The sequence below is a fragment of the Roseibium sp. genome (genome assembly GCF_048260565.1).
Classification (GTDB): domain Bacteria; phylum Pseudomonadota; class Alphaproteobacteria; order Rhizobiales; family Stappiaceae; genus Roseibium.
Genome location: NZ_JBLXGP010000002.1, coordinates 23,101 through 39,031, shown reverse-complemented (window position 1 = coordinate 39,031; position 15,931 = coordinate 23,101). Strand labels below are relative to the sequence as shown.

Below are 15,931 nucleotides of genomic sequence, written 5' to 3'. Positions count from 1 at the left end.
CAACGCAAATTGCATTTTTCGATTATTTGATCACCCTGGGTTATCAATCGCATCATCAACCGATTTCGATAACTCCCAAAGGGCCGACGTGACAGGCAACATCGGCTCCCGCGACGGAACCACCAGCCCGATTACGGAGCGGATTTCCGGCTCGACAAGGTCCAGGACGACAAGACCTTCCGTCTGGCCGACGCCGGCCTGCTCCTTCGGCAGCACAGCGGCATAAGCCCCTTCTCTCAGGAGAGACAGGATCGCATTGAAGCTGTTTGTCTCGAAACGCGGGCCGGGGCTTTTTCCGGTCGCCGCGAAGGTCTCGTCGATGATCCGCCGGTTCTGCATGTCCGGCGTCAGCAGGCAAAGGGGCAGGTCTGCTGCGTCATGCCAGGACAGGCTCTGGCTCTTGCGCCCGCCTGTCAAAAGGACCGGATCGGCGACCAGGCAGTATTTCTCCTCAAACAGCGGCAGGATGCGCGACGTCTTTTCCAAGTCAGGGGCCAGATAGGTGATGCCCGCATCAATGGCAAATTCCTGAAGGCCCTTCTCAATAGCCGCGGACGACATGGACAGGGCTTGCGGTTTGAGATGCGGGAAACGGCTTGCCAGAGCTCCGCACAGCCGCCCCGCGAAAGGCGTTGCCGAAGGGACCACACCGATGCGCAGGGTGCCCTGGGGCCCCTCGCCGTCGCCGCTGAGGTCCTGAACGAAGCCGTTGCAGTCGGTTAGGATGAGTCTGGCCCAGCCAAGAGCGCGTTCGCCCTCCGGCGTGAACCCCTCGAACCGCTTGCCGCGAAACACCAACGGTGTCCCGAGCGCCGTCTCGAGTTTACGGATCCTCCCGGACAGGGCCGGCTGGGACAGATTGCAGGCCCGGGCCGCGTGGGCGAAATGCCGGTGTTCGGCGAGCGCAAGAAGCAGCCGCAGGTCCATCAGATCGAAGGGCGGCAGCTTCTCCATGATCGCTTGTCCTCACGAAATGGGCGCAGGGAACATCAGCCGCCTCAAAGGGACGACACCAGATGTCCGCCATCGACCGGGATGACCGCGCCGGTCATGTAGCGGGAGGCGTCGCTCGTAAGCAGCAGGAACGGCCCGTCGAGTTCGGACAGATCTCCGATCCGGCGCATGGGCACCCGGCTCACCATCTTTTCGCCCGAGGGCGTATCGAAGAAACCTTCGTTGATTTCCGTTTCGAAATAGCCCGGCGCAAGCGCGTTGACACGGACATCATGACGGGCGAATTCGAGCGCCAGCGCCTTGGTCATCTGCACGACTCCCGCCTTGGAAATCGCGTAGGACGCCACCCCGGAACCGACCCGCAACCCGAGGATGGAGGCGATATTGACGATCACGCCGGGCTGGCCGGTATCCCGCCAGTGACGGCCGCAGGAGATCGCCATCAGCCAGACACCGCGCAGATTGACATCCATGACGGCGTCGAAATCCTCTGCCGTCTGGTCGAGGGCGGCGCCTTCGCGGGCGATACCGGCATTGTTGACCAGGATATCCAGGCCGCCGAAGGCCTCGACCGCCTGCGCACGGCAATGGTGGATCGAGGCGCCGTCACTGACGTCGAGTTCGATCGGCCTGGCGCTTGGGGCGCCCATTTCAACGAGTTCGCCGGCAAGCTGTTCCAGCCGGTCGGTCCGGCGGGCGGCGAGCCCCACATGGGCGCCGTGCCTTGCGGCCACTTTGGCGAAATGCGCGCCAAGCCCGCTCGAAGCCCCGGTGATCAGGATTCTCTTGCCAGTCAGTCCCTTGCCGAGATCCATCTCTCTCCCCTGTCGTTATAGGCCCGCTGAGCCGATTGGCCACAAGGCACTGCACCGGAAGGAGAAAGTCAAGCAGTCAGTCCGGAAAAAGCGTCCACGACGCCTTGATATACCTGCCGCTTGAAGGGAACGATCAGATCCGGCAGCCGGGCTGCGTCCTCCCAGCGCCAGTCGCAGAACTCCATATCGTGACCATCGGGCAGGTTGCGTACGTCGATCTCGTCTTCGGAGCCTTCGAAGCGGAGCGCGAACCAGCGCTGCGCCTGACCGCCGTATTTGCCCTTCCGCGTGTTTTGCTGAACGTCTTGCGGGTAATCGTAGGTGAACCACACCGGCGCTTCCGCCAGGATGCTGACAGTGCGGATCGACGTTTCCTCGTAAAGTTCCCGAAGGGCTGCCGCACGCGGGGTTTCACCCTTGTCGATGCCGCCCTGGGGCATCTGCCAGGCGTATTCATACTCCGACTTGCCGTCCCCGTCGTCCCGCTTGCCGATCCAGACCTTGCCCTGCGCATTCAAAAGCATGATGCCGACGCACGGGCGATAAGGCAGGCCGTTGCGGGCGGGCGGAAAATCCGGACCGAGGGTTGAGGCACTCATGAAGGAAAATCGTCTCGCTTTATCTGTCGATGGTGGCGCTGACCGGTACGAGCTGAAGCCCGCGCTCTTCCAGATCCCGCGACCAGATTTCAAGCTGGCGGACAGTGACCGGCAGGGCCGATCCGGATGCAACGGCAACGCCCCGGGCGCGTGCGATACCCTCCAGGCGGAGAAGGTTCGCGTTGATTTCATCTTCCCGGGGCACCGCATCGAGGACGACGTCCACAGAGCTGAACGGCACCTTCACTTCCGAAGAGACCTCCGCCGAGAGGCTTCGTGAGGATTCGCCATTGTCGACGAACATCAGCCCGCGGTCGCGCAGCTTTTCCAGGAGCAATTGCATGGACGGCTTTGTCGTGGTGAAGCGGGCGCCCATTTCATTGATGGTGCCGACATAGTTGGTCACCCTTGTCATCAGCCAGGCAAGCCGGTCCAGCATTTCGTCCGGCCGCAGGCTGACCAGAAGGGTATGCGGTCCAGGATCGTTATCGGGGAAATCGAACGGCTCGAGCGGCAGCTGCAGCAGCAACTCGTGGCCCTGTGACCGCGCCTTCTGCATCCACCGATCCAGATCCGTGCCGTAGGGCGCCATGGCGAAGGTTACATCGGCCGGAAGGCTCTCGATCGCATTGTCGGTTCCCGTTTCGCTCAGGCCCAGTCCCTGAATGATGACGGCGATTTTCGGGATCGAGGTGAATTCGGAGGAAAACGGCCGGGCATAGGCATCCAGCGGACGAACGCCGTCGGACCCGATTTTCGGCAGGAAGCCGTACCCGGAGCGTTCGCTGATACGGGGATCCGGCTTGACCGACAGGCCGCCCGTTCGGCCGCCGTCCTCGGGAATCTGCAGATCGTAGCGGGGACCTTGTTTGTCCCGATTGTCTTCCGGGCGCAGGTTCGGTCCCAGATCACCGTCCAGCGCCGGACGGATTTCGACAACCTCGATATCCCTGGAGGACAGACCCTCCACCGTGGCATCCAGCGGAATCACGGCCGTCGGCTCGCCGCCGAAGGGGTCATCGACGACACCCATCCAGATCAGGGCGGTGGTAAAGACAACGCTCAAAATGCCGACACCGATCAAACCGAATGGCAGGCGGAGAAGCCTGCGCTTCCCCATTCCTAAAGGGGCAGTGAGATCGTCGGTCGCCATGGCGTCCTGTTTTCAAAGTGTTGCCCGGATGGGCAGTCAGGTCAGACGAAAACCGCGCCGGAAATTCCGGCGCGGCCTGTTTGCTTAGTTCGGCACCGGCGCCGAACCGTCGCCGGCCGGCGGGAAAGCCCCGTTCACCTGAACGCCGCGCAGGAGATCCAGCGCCAGCTTCAGCTGAACGTCATCTTTGGCATCCGGCGGCACATAGGCCTGGCTGCCGGATTCTTCCTTGCCTTCCTTGTCTTCGGATTCCAGGTGACCGCGCAAGCCGGCCTCACCCTTCGTCGTCGCCCGACCCTTTATGTCATCGGGCAGAACCTGGAGCGCCTCGATATCCGGCGTGATGCCCTTGGCCTGAATGGAAGTGCCCGACGGCGTGTAATAACGTGCCGTGGTCAGGCGGATCGCACCATTCGCGCCGAGCGGAATGATCGTCTGCACCGAGCCCTTGCCGAAGGACCGGGTGCCGAGGATGGTCGCCCGGCGATGATCCTGAAGCGCACCGGCCACGATTTCCGAAGCCGAAGCCGAACCGCCATTCACCAGCACGATCACCGGCTTACCACCGGTCAGATCGCCGGCGCGGGCATTGTAGCGCTGGGTTTCGTCGGCATTGCGGCCACGGGTGGAGACGATCTCTCCACGATCCAGGAACGCGTCGGAAACGGCAATCGCCTGATCCAGAAGACCGCCTGGATTGTTGCGCAGGTCGATAATGTAACCCTTCAGCTTGTCGCTGCCGATGTCCTTGCTGATTTCCTCGATACCGCTCTTCAGGCCGTCCGAGGTCTGTTCATTGAACTGGGTGATGCGGATGTAACCGACGTCGTCTTCCTCGCGCCACCGGACCGACCGGATGCGGATGACGTCACGGGTGATGGTGACATCGAAGGGATCGTCCACGCCGGTTCGGCGGATCGTCACGACGATATCGGTGTTCACCGGGCCGCGCATCTTTTCGACGGCCTCGTTCAGGGTGAGACCCTGGACCTGTTCGCCATCGATCTGGGTGATCAGGTCACCGGCCAGAAGGCCTGCCTTGGCGGCCGGAGTGTCGTCGATCGGCGAGACCACCTTGACCAGGCCGTCTTCCATGGTGACCTCGATGCCGAGACCGCCGAATTCGCCGCGGGTCTGGACCTGCATGTCACGGAAGCTCTTCGGCGACATGTAACTGGAATGAGGATCCAGAGAGGTCAGCATGCCGTTGATGGCGCTCTCGATGAGTTTCGCGTCGTCCGGGACCTCGACATAGTCGGAGCGAACCCGTTCAAAGACATCGCCGAACAGATTAAGCTGCCGATAGGTGTCCGATGCCGCCGCATTCGCCGTGTCGGAGACACGGATGGGGACTTGAGACAGTGTCGTGATCGCAGCCGCCCCCATCAGGGCGCCAACGAGCAGCAGAGAAGATTTCCGAATCATCCGCGTGCCTTTTCTTCTTCGGTGCCGGCCCACCACGGGGTGGGATCGATTGCACGTCCGTCTTTTCTAAATTCAACATACAGAACGGGCTGGGTCGAGCCCAGACCCAAGGTTGCCGCACTCGCCAACTTGGTTGTCCCCATAACACCCACCGGTTCGCCGGCGAGAACGAACTGCCCGAGATCCGCATCGATTCTGTCCATGCCGGCCAGCAACACATGGTAGCCGTCGCCGGTGTTCAGGATCAAGAGCTGTCCGAAGGACCGAAACGGTCCGGCATAGACCACCCAGCCGTCCGCCGGAGCGGTGACCCGCGACCCCGGACGGGTCGTGATCGACTGGCCCTCGGTCGTGCTGCCGAACTCGTCTTCCTGGCCGAAGTCCCGGATCATTTCGCCGGCAACCGGCCAGGGCAACTGGCCTTTTGCCTCGATGAAAGGCAATGCCGGAGACAACCGGCCCGGATCGGAGAAGGGATCCCAGCGCCCGTCCCGTCCCGGTTTGGCGGAGGCCGATGCCCGGCGCGATTTTTCCGATGCCTCGCGGGCGCTTTCGATTTCGGTTTCGAGCCGCGCGATCAATTCCTTGAGAGATTTGGATTTCTCGGCCAACTCTTCCGAACGGCGCTTTTCCTGCGCCAACTTCTGCGCGCTCCTGTCACGTTCCTGGCGTTTGGCGCTCAGGAGCAGTTCCAGGCGGGACTTTTCCTCCGCCAACCGCATGGCGTCGCCGAGAAGCGTCTTCTTTTCCGTGGCGATGACTTCTTTCAGCCGGCTGAGTTCCGACAGATCGGAGGCAAGCGCTTCCGTTTCGACACGCAGTTCCGGCATCACCGCGTTGAGCAGAATGGCGCTGCGAACCGCGGCCAGCGCGTCGCTCGGCCGGACCGCAAGGGCAGGCGGCGGACGGCGGCCGATCCGCTGCAGGGCGGCCAGCACCTCCGACAGCACATCGCGCCGGCTCGCAAGCGAGACGCGGACCGTATCCTCGTTCTCGCCAAGCTTGCGCAGACGCCGCTCGGTATCGGAGATCTCGGTCTCCAGAATCTTGATGTTGTCGGCCGATGACAGGATCTTGGAATTGAGCGTTTCCCGGTCGCGGTCGATGGACCGGATTTCCTTTTCGATCGCGTTCTGACGATCCGCGGAAACATTGATGTCCTGCGTCAGCGAGGCGAGTTCTTCCTCGCGCTTCAGCTTGCGGACCCGGGCCTCTTCCACATTGGGATCGATCGCATCTTTCGGCGTGACCGCCGTCTTCTCGGGAAGATCGCTGGTTTCGGTGGCAGACAGCGGGGCGAAGGGCAGGGTCAGGGCGCCGGCGAGAAGACCGGCCTGCAGGGCAAGATGCGCGCCCAGACGCCGTCCGGACCGGGAGACAGGCGCCTGATCCGGTTTTCCGCAGTCCATCGTCAAAAGGGCGCCCAATGTCATAAGGTGTCGTACCCGGCCCACCGTAAAGGAATCGTTTACCAAACGGGTTTTGCACCGTTCGCACGCATCCCGACGGATTATTCAGCTACCTTCTGAATGCGGCGACAAGCGGGCAAAACCGCCGTGTACCTACTTTATCCCTACTCGCGATGATAGGGATGGCCTGCCTGAATGGTCAAAGCCCGGTAAATCTGCTCGGACAATAGGATCCGCACCAGCTGGTGCGGCCAGGTCATGGCGCCGAAGGCGATTTTCAGATCCGCCCGGGCGATCAGTTCGCCGCCATGGCCATCCGCACCGCCAATGGCGAAGACCACGTCCTGTACGCCCTCGTCCTTCCAGCCTTCCAGCTTGCGGCTGAAGTCCGGACTGGACAGCGATTTTCCGTGTTCATCGAGAACGACAAGTTTCGCCCCCGATGGCACGCTGTTTAGCAGGACAGAGGCCTCTTCCGACTTGCGTTCGTCGGGCTTCTGCGCCCGGCTCTCCGGGAATTCGGCAAGCGTCACTGCGGTGACGCCAAGCCCGCGGCCGATCTTGCGGGCTCTGTCGACATAGCGGTCGAAAAGATCCTTGTCGGCACCGGCCTTCATCCGGCCGATGCAGGATATCGTGAAGCGCATGACTTCCTTATCCGGGCAAACGCCCGGATACCTTCAGAGACGCCCTCGGCTGAAAATCAGCCGATATACTGGGGTGCCGTATCCGTTTCCGGGGCCCACATCTTTTCAAGATTGTAGAAACCGCGGACTTCCGGACGGAAGATGTGGACGATCACATCTCCGGCGTCGATGAGAACCCAGTCACAGGTGCTCTGCCCTTCAACCGCTGCAGTACCGTGGCCTGCCTCTTTCAGATCGCGCAGGAGATGGTCGGCGATCGCACCGACATGGCGGTGCGAACGTCCGGACGCAATCACCATGTGATCGGCCAGGGAACTCTTTTCTGCGATGTCGAGAGTGACAATGTCCTCAGCCTTGGAGTCTTCGAGACTGGCGAGAACCGTATCGATCAGCTCACCCGCAAGTTCAGCGCTCACGGGAGACTGGAGTGGAGTGGACTTCACAGCCCCCTCGCTTTCAAAGGTCATGGTCAGATGGTGTGCCTTTCGCCTTGTTGCCGTCCCGCACTTTTACGCTTTACGCAGGACTGGTTGACCTTGCCTCGGCCATCCGGTCCGGATGACCATGCTCATAGAATACTCCCTCGACCTTGGCATTTTCAAGACGGAGTTCCCGAATGCCCGGAAACCCGCCGCCCATGGTCAGTTCTTCCCTCGTAGAAATGTCGAAGACGTCTCGTCGAGAGGCGCGTGAAGAAACGTCCAGACCGGCGGCTCCAGGTCGGCCAGCAGGGCCGCATCGTCTTCGGGAAGCCTATGTTTTTCATAGGCTTTCGCCATGGGAGACGCCATCGCCGGCAGAAATGCCCCCGGCCGGTCGACAACGGCGATCGGAACGAGTCCGGCAATCGCGCGCCAGTCCTGCCACCGGTGGAAGCCCGACATATTGTCCGCGCCCATAACCCAGACGAATCGCAGAGATGGCCGGCGCCGGCGCAACATTTCGATGGTCCGTGCCGTATAGGGCGACCCCAGAACAGCCTCGTAGGCCGTCACCTTCATCCGCGGGTGATCGGCCAGCGCACTGGTCATATGGATCCGCATTTCCAGCGGCGCAAGATCGCCGTGCTCTTTCAGCGGATTGCCCGGCGTCACGAACCACCACACCTGATCGAGCTGCAGCCGGTTCAAGACCGTCTGCGCCACCAGTCGGTGGCCGGAATGGGGCGGATTGAAGGAGCCGCCGAAGATGCCGATCCGGTTTCCCGGTTCGGCATGGGGCAGCTTCATCCATTCGGCATGGGCATACCCGCTGGCCATGCTGAAATTCATGGACGGGTCTGTCCCTCGCCATGAACGCAGTATTTGAAGCTGGTGAGCTGTTCGACACCGACCGGGCCGCGCGCATGCATGCGCCCCGTCGCAATGCCGATCTCCGCGCCCATGCCGAATTCGCCGCCGTCGGCGAACTGGGTGGAGGCGTTGTGCAGTACGATTGCCGAATCGACCCGCTTGAAGAACTCGGCCGCAGCCGCATCGTCCTCGGTGAGGATGCAGTCGGTGTGGTTAGAGCCCCAGCGGGCGATATGCTCGATGGCCGCGTCCAGACCGGACACCACTTTCACCGCGAGGATCGGTTCCAGATATTCCGTCGACCAGTCGTGCTCGGTCGCCGGCACGACATTGTCGCACAGTTCGGCGACCCGGGCATCGCCGCGGATCTCGCAGCCCTTGTCCTGAAGCGCCTTGACGATTGCCGGCAGGTGGGAGGCCGCCACGGCCTCGTCGACCAGCAGCGTTTCCAGCGCGCCGCAGATGCCGGTGCGGCGCAGTTTGGAATTGACGACGATGTCGACCGCCTTCTCCAGATCCGCCGCCTTGTCGACGAAGATGTGCACCAGCCCTTCCAGGTGCGCGAAGACAGGCACACGGGCTTCCTCCTGCACGCGGGCGACAAGGCTCTTGCCACCGCGCGGTACGATCACGTCGAGGTTGCCGTCCAGGCCTTTCAGCATTTCACCGACGGCGGCCCGGTCGGTCACGGGAACCATCTGGATTGCGTCTTCCGGCAGACCGGCGGCCTTCAGGCCCTTCTGCAGGGCCGCATGGATCGCCTTGTTGGAATGGATCGTGTCGGAACCGCCGCGCAGGATGACCGCATTGCCCGCCTTGAGGCACAGGGCGCCGGCATCCGCGGTCACGTTCGGCCGGCTTTCGTAGATAACGCCGATAACGCCGAGCGGCGTGCGCACGCGCTCGATCTTCAACCCGTTCGGCCGCTCCCAGGCGGCGATAACGGAGCCGACCGGATCGTCCAGCGCGACAATATCTTCCAGCGCCCTGGTGACAGCCTCGATCCGATCTTCCGACAGCGTGCCGCGGTCCAGGAAGGCGGCCGTCTGGCCGTTGGCCTTCATGGCCTCGATGTCTTTCGCATTGCCGGCGAGGATCTCCGGCGTCGCGGCGCGGACGGCCTTGGCCATTTCGGCAAGGGCCCGGTTCTTGGCTTCGGTTGGCGCCGTTGCCAGCACGCGTCCGGCGGCACGGGCCCGCCGGCCGATATCCGCCATCAGGGCCTGAACGTCACTCATCTCAACCTTGTCCAACATCTTTCCGTCTCACATATTTCTCGCGCAGAGCGCGCGTACCTTAACGGTTTTCGTTCCCGTGTGCATCGTCCAGCACGAGATCGTCGCGATGGATCATTTCCGCGCGCCCCGGATAGCCGACGATGGCTTCGATCTCGCGGCTGTTACGCCCTGCGATCAGCCGCGCCTCGTCATAATCATAGGCCACCAGCCCCCGGCCGATGATGCGGCCATCCGGATCGAGCATGATCACCGCGTCTCCGCGCGAGAAGCTTCCCTGAACCTCGGTCACACCTGCGGGAAGCAGACTTTTTCCGGAGTGCAGCGCCTTCACCGCGCCCATGTCGAGGCGGATCTCACCGCGCGGCTCCAGATGACCGCCGATCCAGGCCTTGCGCGCGCTCGACGTGGAGGCGATCGCCGGGAACCAGGTGCAACGTGCGCCCTCGTCCAGTTTCTTCAGAGGATGCATGGCCTTGCCGGAGGTGATCACCATGGTGGTGCCGGCCGCGGTCGCGATCTTGCCCGCGTCGATCTTGGTCTTCATGCCGCCGCGCGACAGTTCCGAGCCGGCGCTGCCCGCCATGGCTTCCACCTCGGGGGTGATCCTCGGAACCTCGGGCAGGAAAACCGCATCCGGATCGAGTGCCGGCGGCGCGGTGTAAAGACCGTCGATGTCGGACAGAAGCACCAGGCAGTCGGCGCTTGCCATGGTCGCCACCCGGGCCGCCAGACGGTCGTTGTCGCCGTAGCGGATCTCGGAGGTGGCCACGGAGTCGTTTTCGTTGATGATCGGGATCGCGCCGAGCTTCAACAGCGTGCCGATGGTGGCGCGCGCGTTGAGATAGCGTCGACGCTCTTCCGTGTCGCCAAGGGTCAGGAGGATCTGGCCCGCCTGCTTTCCGTGGGCGTCGAGCGCCTCCGCATAGGCCTTGGCAAGGGCGATCTGACCGGCGGCGGCCGCCGCCTGGCTTTCTTCCAGCTTCAGCGGTCCGGACGGCAGGCCTAAGATCCCGCGGCCAAGGGCGATAGAGCCGGAAGACACGATCAGCATCTCCGCGCCGCCGCGAGCGAGATCGACCACGTCGGAAATCAGCGCGTCCAGCCAGTCCTTCTTCAGTTCGCCCTTTTCCACGAGCAGCGCCGAGCCGATCTTGACGACGATGCGATTGTGGCCGGCGAGACGGCGTTTGTCGGAAGACATCAGGCCGGAAGACATCAGGGATGCCATCCTTCCTGCTGTTTGGAGGGCACCGCGTTGGCCGCGTCTTCCTTGTCCTTGTCGATCGCCCGCACGATCATCCGGAGCGCCCGGTCCACATTCAGCCTGCTCTGGGAGGACAGGATCAGGGGCTTCTGGCCGCAGGCCGCCTCCAGCGAGGCGGATTTTTCCGCGATCAGTTCGTCATTCAGGGCATCGCATTTCGACAGCGCCACGATTTCCGGCTTTTCGGCCAGGCCGTGGCCATAGGCTTCCAGCTCGCCGCGCACGATCCGGTAGGCTTCGCCCGGATCCTCCTGGCCGGAGCCGTCCACCAGATGCAAGAGCACCCGGGTGCGCTCCACGTGGCCCAGGAACCGGTCGCCGAGACCGGTGCCCTCATGAGCGCCTTCGATCAGTCCGGGAATATCGGCCATGGCGAAACCGCGGCCATCGATCTCGACGATCCCGAGGTTCGGGTGCAGGGTCGTAAAGGGATAGTCGGCGATCTTCGGCTTGGCGGCAGAGACGGTCGCCAGGAAGGTCGACTTGCCCGCATTGGGCAGGCCGACGAGGCCGGCATCGGCGATCAGCTTCAGCCGCAGCCAGATCCATTTTTCCTCGCCTTCGAGACCCGGATTGGCCCGGCGCGGCGCCTGGTTCACCGACGACTTGAAATGGGCATTGCCGAAACCGCCGTTGCCGCCCTTCAAAAGCAGCACCTTCTGGCCGACCTCGGTCAGATCGGCGATGATGGTCTCGTTGTCCTCTTCCAGGATCTGGGTCCCGACGGGCACTTTCAGCGTCACGTCGCCGCCATCGGCGCCGGTGCGGTTCTTGCCCATGCCGTGGATGCCGGTCTCGGCCTTGAAGTGCTGCTTGTAGCGGTAGTCGATCAGCGTGTTCAGGCCATCGACGCATTCGACATAGACGTTGCCGCCCTTGCCGCCGTCGCCACCGTCCGGTCCGCCGTATTCGATGTATTTCTCGCGCCGGAACGACACACAGCCCGCCCCGCCATTGCCGGAGCGCACGTAGATCTTGGCCTGATCGAGGAATTTCATTTCTTTTGTCTTTCTGTCCGTATCCCAGACCGTGACCGTCTAATTGAAGGCATTCCGATTTATCCGCAGCACGGTCGACGGCCGGGCTTCACCCCGCGCCAGGCTCGCACACGTGCCCTTGCTGTCATCCGAAAAGCCAAGCTTGCGCATGACGTTAAGCGATGCCGGGTTTTCATCCATCGCCTGGCTGGTCAGTTCGTCAATCGGGTAATTGGCGAACAACCAGGCCAGCGCGGCACCGGCAGCCTCGCTCATATAGCCCTGGCCCCAATAAGGCCGCCCCAGCCAATAGCCTAAAGTGGGGTCGTTCGGCAACTTGCCGAGCGAAACGCAGCCGATCAAACCGTCGCCGGCATCCAGGGCAAAGACCGTTTCGCAGCCCGACCTGCCGGTATTCGCCTGCGACAGCCAGTCGATGCCGTGATCCCGCGTATAGGGATGGGGAACGAGGGCGAGCATCTTGGAGACCTCATAGTCGCCGATCAGGTCCACAATCCGTTCAAGGTCACGTTCCTCCGGCGGACGGAGCGTCAGCCGTTCGGTCCTGATCACCGGCATCATGCCGCCGCCCTCCGGCTTTCGAATTCGGACCGCTCCAGGCGGACGACGATGTTCGACACCTTGCGATCCAGCGCCTTGGCAAAGCGCACGGTCTTGCCGACCGGCCGGAAGCCCTGCTTGCGCAGCACCGCCCGCGAGGCGGTGTTGTCCTCATAGGCACGGGCAGCGATCGCCTGGCAATGGAACGCCTCGAACGCCCATTCAAGAACGGCTTCCGCCGCCTCGGTCGCATAACCGAAACCGTGGAACGGACGGCCAAGCCAGTAGCCGAGTGTCGGGCAATCGGGCTGTTCTTCCAGATCGCCCGGCGCCTGGATTGCGACGGTGCCGATGAAGATACCGCCGAGGGTGATCGCGAACACCGCCTCACCGGTCATATGCTCCAGATCCAGTGCCCCCTGATGCAGAACCTTGTCGACGAAGGCTTCCGCCGCCCCGTCCTCGTAAGGCCAGGTACAGCCGGTGAGCCAGCGGGCGACTTCGAAATCGCGGCCGCCGAGATTGGCGATCGCCTCCGCATCCCCTTCCTGGAACGGGCGCAGGACCAGGCGTCGGGTCTTCAGAACGGGAAGCGTCATGCCGACCTCCCCCATTCCTTCAGGGAGGACCAGACCGCCCGTTCCAGCGAATAACGCTCTATCGGCACGGCACCGCCGGCCCCCACAGAGCGGATCATCGACTGGTCCCGGTACTGAAAGCCGGACTTGACCAGGACCCGGCGCGAGGCCGGGTTGGTCACCCGGCAGGCGCCCGTAAGCTCCGCCATGGTCCCGTGGGAAAAGGCATGGTCGACCAGGGCATGGACCGCCTCGGTCGCAAACCCCTGCCCCCAGAAGGGCTCGCCCAGCCAGTAGCCGATGTGAACCGGGCTGCCAGCTTCCATCTCGCCGTATTTAGCCATGCCGATGAAGCGGCCGGTGGTGTTCATCCGGATGGCGAAGGTTGCATTGTTGCCGTCAGAGGCTTGCGCACGCGCGACCAGTGCCTTGGCGTTTTCCAGGGAAAACGGGTGGGGCATCTTCGCCAGGTTCGCAGCGATCTTGTGGTTGTTGGCCAGGAACACGATGTCGGCCAGATCGTCCGTTCGCGGCGTGTCGAGCCGGATCCGGACAGCTTCCTGCGGCTCGGGGGCCGCACCCAGACAGCTTTCGTCTAAGAGACCATCACTTTCGACAACCATTTCATTCTCCAGTCAAAGTTCAAAAGAAAAGGGGAGATGGCGCCCCATCTCCCCTGTTTTCTTTGACCGGTTTTGTCTCAAACCGCCGGGGCTTAATGGGCGCCGGCGGGTTTGGAACTCACGTCGGCTTTACTCCGCTGCTTCCGCTACCGGAAGTACATTGATGTAGGTTCGCTTGTTGGCTTTCGCCTGGAACTCTACCTTGCCTTCCACGGTCGCAAAAATGGTATGGTCCTTGCCCATACCGACACCGTTACCCGGATGCCACTTGGTACCGCGTTGACGTGCAATGATGTTGCCCGGGACGACAGCTTCGCCGCCGTACTTCTTGATGCCGAGACGGCGACCTGCGGAATCGCGACCGTTACGGGACGAACCGCCTGCTTTTTTATGTGCCATGAGGATGCTCCTCGCTGCTTGTTCTTCTGATCAGGGTGAGAACGGCGGCTTACTTGCCGGCCAGTTCCTTGGCCTGTTCGATCCAGTTGTCGCGTTCGAAGCGGCCCTTCAGGGAGAGCTCTTCTTCTACGCGGGCGACATCTTCGTCCGTCATCGCTGCGATCTGGGCGAAGGTGGTGATGCCGGCTTCGACAAGCTTCTTGGCAATCGCCGGACCCAGTCCGTTCAGCTTCTTCAGGTCGTCCGCTTCGCCTGCCGGCGCGGCGGCGGCAGCCGGTGCGGCTGCTTCTTCTTTTGCTTCAGCCTCGGCCTTCGGAGCGGCAGCCTTCTTCGGCGCTGCGGTCTTGGCGGGCTTGGCGCCACCGGTCAGGATGTCGGTCACCTTGACGAGGGTGAAAGCCTGACGATGGCCATTGCGGCGCCGGGAATTCTGGCGGCGGCGCTTCTTGAAAACGATGATCTTGCGGTTGCGGCCCTGATCGACCACTTCCGCAACGACGCTGGCTCCGTCAACGAGCGGCGCGCCGATGGTGGTGTCCGTGCCGTTTCCGACCATGAGCACTTCGTCGAAGGTGACGGTGCTGCCGGCTTCGGCATCGAGTTTTTCGACCTTCAGGAGGTCGTCTGCGGCAACGGTGTACTGCTTGCCGCCGGTCTTGATCACTGCGAACATGTCTCGCACGTCCTTCTTTTCGTTTTTGTTGCGGGCGCCCCGTTCACCGGAAAGCCCGCTTGTCTTATGTTGTTTTCGGCGCCCGCCCTGCCGGAAACCGGCGGTCCGGGTCTTTGCGATCTAAGGCTTTTTTGAAGTCTCTGATCAGGCCTGAAACAACGGGAAAGGCGGAATCTCTTCGAAAAGACTCCGCCGTTCAGCGTCGGCAATATAGTCAGGACGCCCCCCAAGTCAATCAATAAGTGCCGGTACAATGCGCCATTTCTGCCACTTCGCGGCGTTTTCTCAGCCGCACATAAAAATTGCAGAAACAGTCAAACTGCCTCTTGCAGGCCGGAAACGCCTTGTCTATGTTCCGCGCCACTTGAGACCACATACTATCCCAAGTACCGCGGAGAGGTGCCGGAGTGGTTGAACGGGGCGGTCTCGAAAACCGTTGTGCCCGCAAGGGTACCCAGGGTTCGAATCCCTGTCTCTCCGCCATTTTTCCTTGGTCCGTTCCGGACACAAAGTTTTCATTTTATTCTGCGGACTTAAACAGCTCTATCGCTGTCCCGCGCCCGATCCCGAGCATCATTCGGGTGTCTCACCAAGCCCCGTCGCCTTTGCGACCTGCGCCCGGACGTTCTGGAAAACCTCCGGGGTGCAGAACAGGGCCGCCAGGACCCGGTATTTGCTTTTCAGGAAAACGGTATGCCTTCGTTCGTCCACACCGATCCGGCGGACATCTTTCCAGCGCACGAAGCGGATCGACCCGGATTTTGCCAATAGGCCCGAGCCTGCGATTCCCGGTTTGAGGGCGAGCAATCCGATGGCAATCGCCAGCGTGCTCCCTGTCCGTGCCGTTGCATCGATGACGGCCGACTCTACACCTTCATCGTTGAGGTGAAACCGCATGCGCATGCGATTGCGGAAGATCAACAGCGAGACCAGCGCAAAAAGAAACATCAGCCCGGCGCCGATCACCAGCATGCCGCCGAGGATGCCCGGGATCTGATCGGTATAGCCATCCCACCAGGCAAGCCCACCGACAAAGGCGATGAGAATGACAATCGGGATTAGGATGGCAAATGCAGTCTGTCGCACGACGATGGGCGTTGTCAGAAGCGGCACGTCGATTTCCCACGTCAGGCTGTCAGCCACACCGACTTCGTGTTCGCAGGTTGCATCAATTGCCATTGGCCTCACCCATTTGATTTCGCAGCGTAAATTCTATCCGCCAAATCCGTCGTCCGGCTTGATCGATATCAATAGCCTTCTGAATTGGATGTGCTTGGTTGCTGCCTGTGTTCGAAAGTCTTATCCCGTTGATCGAAGGGGTGAT

18 protein-coding genes and 1 tRNA gene are annotated in these 15,931 nt (G+C 62.2%); 1 reads left to right on the top strand and 18 read right to left on the bottom strand.

From position 1 onward, the window contains the following. Nucleotides 1–30: 30 nt before the first annotated feature. From ACN0SO_RS04840 to ACN0SO_RS04760, 17 genes are all read right to left on the bottom strand, one after another. On the bottom strand, nt 31–954 hold the full coding sequence (locus ACN0SO_RS04840; RefSeq protein WP_417675129.1) for a LysR family transcriptional regulator: 924 nt from the start codon (nt 952–954) through the stop codon (nt 31–33). A gap of 44 nt (nt 955–998) precedes the next feature. Beyond that, nucleotides 999–1,769 carry an SDR family NAD(P)-dependent oxidoreductase gene (locus ACN0SO_RS04835; RefSeq protein WP_417675127.1) on the bottom strand — a complete coding sequence of 257 codons (771 nt, stop codon included), beginning with the start codon at nt 1,767–1,769 and terminating at the stop codon, nt 999–1,001. A gap of 68 nt (nt 1,770–1,837) precedes the next feature. Continuing rightward, nucleotides 1,838–2,368, bottom strand: coding sequence for an RNA pyrophosphohydrolase (locus ACN0SO_RS04830; RefSeq protein WP_417675125.1), 531 nt, complete (start codon nt 2,366–2,368; stop codon nt 1,838–1,840). A gap of 19 nt (nt 2,369–2,387) precedes the next feature. Continuing rightward, nucleotides 2,388–3,434 carry a divergent polysaccharide deacetylase family protein gene (locus tag ACN0SO_RS04825; protein WP_417675123.1) on the bottom strand — a complete coding sequence of 349 codons (1,047 nt, stop codon included), beginning with the start codon at nt 3,432–3,434 and terminating at the stop codon, nt 2,388–2,390. Between the two features lie 171 nt (nt 3,435–3,605). Next, a complete protein-coding gene (locus tag ACN0SO_RS04820) occupies nt 3,606–4,946 on the bottom strand; it encodes a S41 family peptidase (protein WP_417675121.1) in 1,341 nt (446 codons plus the stop codon). Continuing rightward, on the bottom strand, nt 4,943–6,379 hold the full coding sequence (locus ACN0SO_RS04815) for a murein hydrolase activator EnvC family protein (protein WP_417675119.1): 1,437 nt from the start codon (nt 6,377–6,379) through the stop codon (nt 4,943–4,945). Before ACN0SO_RS04815 ends, ACN0SO_RS04820 begins: the two co-directional genes overlap by 4 nt. Before the next feature lie 140 nt (nt 6,380–6,519). Beyond that, nucleotides 6,520–7,002 (bottom strand): 23S rRNA (pseudouridine(1915)-N(3))-methyltransferase RlmH, encoded by a 483-nt coding sequence (gene rlmH, locus ACN0SO_RS04810; protein ID WP_417675117.1) that lies wholly within the window; start codon nt 7,000–7,002, stop codon nt 6,520–6,522. A 56-nt stretch (nt 7,003–7,058) separates the two neighbouring features. After that, entirely contained in the window at nt 7,059–7,469 is a 411-nt protein-coding gene (gene rsfS / locus ACN0SO_RS04805; RefSeq protein WP_417675115.1) for a ribosome silencing factor, read from the bottom strand. A 174-nt stretch (nt 7,470–7,643) separates the two neighbouring features. Continuing rightward, entirely contained in the window at nt 7,644–8,273 is a 630-nt protein-coding gene (locus ACN0SO_RS04800) for a nicotinate-nucleotide adenylyltransferase (RefSeq protein WP_417675113.1), read from the bottom strand. Continuing rightward, nucleotides 8,270–9,550: a glutamate-5-semialdehyde dehydrogenase gene (locus ACN0SO_RS04795; protein WP_417675111.1), complete on the bottom strand. Its 1,281-nt coding sequence runs from the start codon at nt 9,548–9,550 to the stop codon at nt 8,270–8,272. Before ACN0SO_RS04795 ends, ACN0SO_RS04800 begins: the two co-directional genes overlap by 4 nt. Nucleotides 9,551–9,590: 40 nt before the next feature. Beyond that, nucleotides 9,591–10,733, bottom strand: coding sequence for a glutamate 5-kinase (gene proB, locus ACN0SO_RS04790; RefSeq protein WP_417676379.1), 1,143 nt, complete (start codon nt 10,731–10,733; stop codon nt 9,591–9,593). 14 nt (nt 10,734–10,747) lie between these two features. Further along, nucleotides 10,748–11,794 carry a GTPase ObgE gene (gene obgE / locus ACN0SO_RS04785; protein ID WP_417675109.1) on the bottom strand — a complete coding sequence of 349 codons (1,047 nt, stop codon included), beginning with the start codon at nt 11,792–11,794 and terminating at the stop codon, nt 10,748–10,750. Between the two features lie 39 nt (nt 11,795–11,833). Beyond that, nucleotides 11,834–12,355: a GNAT family N-acetyltransferase gene (locus tag ACN0SO_RS04780; protein ID WP_417675107.1), complete on the bottom strand. Its 522-nt coding sequence runs from the start codon at nt 12,353–12,355 to the stop codon at nt 11,834–11,836. Beyond that, nucleotides 12,352–12,933: a GNAT family N-acetyltransferase gene (locus ACN0SO_RS04775; RefSeq protein WP_417675105.1), complete on the bottom strand. Its 582-nt coding sequence runs from the start codon at nt 12,931–12,933 to the stop codon at nt 12,352–12,354. Before ACN0SO_RS04775 ends, ACN0SO_RS04780 begins: the two co-directional genes overlap by 4 nt. Then, on the bottom strand, nt 12,930–13,535 hold the full coding sequence (locus ACN0SO_RS04770; RefSeq protein WP_417675103.1) for a GNAT family N-acetyltransferase: 606 nt from the start codon (nt 13,533–13,535) through the stop codon (nt 12,930–12,932). Before ACN0SO_RS04770 ends, ACN0SO_RS04775 begins: the two co-directional genes overlap by 4 nt. A gap of 129 nt (nt 13,536–13,664) precedes the next feature. Continuing rightward, entirely contained in the window at nt 13,665–13,934 is a 270-nt protein-coding gene (gene rpmA, locus ACN0SO_RS04765; protein ID WP_190293707.1) for a 50S ribosomal protein L27, read from the bottom strand. A 49-nt stretch (nt 13,935–13,983) separates the two neighbouring features. Further along, a complete protein-coding gene (locus ACN0SO_RS04760) occupies nt 13,984–14,607 on the bottom strand; it encodes a 50S ribosomal protein L21 (RefSeq protein ID WP_417675101.1) in 624 nt (207 codons plus the stop codon). A 393-nt stretch (nt 14,608–15,000) separates the two neighbouring features. Here ACN0SO_RS04760 and ACN0SO_RS04755 point away from each other — a divergent pair. Continuing rightward, nucleotides 15,001–15,090: transfer RNA gene (locus ACN0SO_RS04755), tRNA-Ser, on the top strand. A gap of 90 nt (nt 15,091–15,180) precedes the next feature. Here ACN0SO_RS04755 and ACN0SO_RS04750 read toward each other — a convergent pair. Further along, nucleotides 15,181–15,786, bottom strand: a complete 606-nt coding sequence (locus ACN0SO_RS04750; RefSeq protein WP_417675099.1) for a hypothetical protein — start codon at nt 15,784–15,786, stop codon at nt 15,181–15,183. Nucleotides 15,787–15,931 lie beyond the last annotated feature (145 nt).

What these genes read in the sequence shown, in the direction of transcription:
- ACN0SO_RS04775 (WP_417675105.1), bottom strand. Translation starts at nt 12,933, where the DNA reads ATGACGCTTCCCGTTCTGAAGACCCGACGCCTGGTCCTGCGCCCGTTC.
- ACN0SO_RS04795 (WP_417675111.1), bottom strand. Translation starts at nt 9,550, where the DNA reads ATGTTGGACAAGGTTGAGATGAGTGACGTTCAGGCCCTGATGGCGGAT.
- ACN0SO_RS04780 (WP_417675107.1), bottom strand. Translation starts at nt 12,355, where the DNA reads ATGATGCCGGTGATCAGGACCGAACGGCTGACGCTCCGTCCGCCGGAG.
- rpmA (WP_190293707.1), bottom strand. Translation starts at nt 13,934, where the DNA reads ATGGCACATAAAAAAGCAGGCGGTTCGTCCCGTAACGGTCGCGATTCC.
- ACN0SO_RS04770 (WP_417675103.1), bottom strand. Translation starts at nt 13,535, where the DNA reads ATGGTTGTCGAAAGTGATGGTCTCTTAGACGAAAGCTGTCTGGGTGCG.
- ACN0SO_RS04815 (WP_417675119.1), bottom strand. Translation starts at nt 6,379, where the DNA reads ATGACATTGGGCGCCCTTTTGACGATGGACTGCGGAAAACCGGATCAG.
- ACN0SO_RS04820 (WP_417675121.1), bottom strand. Translation starts at nt 4,946, where the DNA reads ATGATTCGGAAATCTTCTCTGCTGCTCGTTGGCGCCCTGATGGGGGCG.
- rlmH (WP_417675117.1), bottom strand. Translation starts at nt 7,002, where the DNA reads ATGCGCTTCACGATATCCTGCATCGGCCGGATGAAGGCCGGTGCCGAC.
- rsfS (WP_417675115.1), bottom strand. Translation starts at nt 7,469, where the DNA reads ATGACCTTTGAAAGCGAGGGGGCTGTGAAGTCCACTCCACTCCAGTCT.
- obgE (WP_417675109.1), bottom strand. Translation starts at nt 11,794, where the DNA reads ATGAAATTCCTCGATCAGGCCAAGATCTACGTGCGCTCCGGCAATGGC.
- ACN0SO_RS04750 (WP_417675099.1), bottom strand. Translation starts at nt 15,786, where the DNA reads ATGGCAATTGATGCAACCTGCGAACACGAAGTCGGTGTGGCTGACAGC.
- ACN0SO_RS04800 (WP_417675113.1), bottom strand. Translation starts at nt 8,273, where the DNA reads ATGAATTTCAGCATGGCCAGCGGGTATGCCCATGCCGAATGGATGAAG.
- ACN0SO_RS04760 (WP_417675101.1), bottom strand. Translation starts at nt 14,607, where the DNA reads ATGTTCGCAGTGATCAAGACCGGCGGCAAGCAGTACACCGTTGCCGCA.
- ACN0SO_RS04840 (WP_417675129.1), bottom strand. Translation starts at nt 954, where the DNA reads ATGGAGAAGCTGCCGCCCTTCGATCTGATGGACCTGCGGCTGCTTCTT.
- proB (WP_417676379.1), bottom strand. Translation starts at nt 10,733, where the DNA reads ATGTCTTCCGACAAACGCCGTCTCGCCGGCCACAATCGCATCGTCGTC.
- ACN0SO_RS04835 (WP_417675127.1), bottom strand. Translation starts at nt 1,769, where the DNA reads ATGGATCTCGGCAAGGGACTGACTGGCAAGAGAATCCTGATCACCGGG.
- ACN0SO_RS04830 (WP_417675125.1), bottom strand. Translation starts at nt 2,368, where the DNA reads ATGAGTGCCTCAACCCTCGGTCCGGATTTTCCGCCCGCCCGCAACGGC.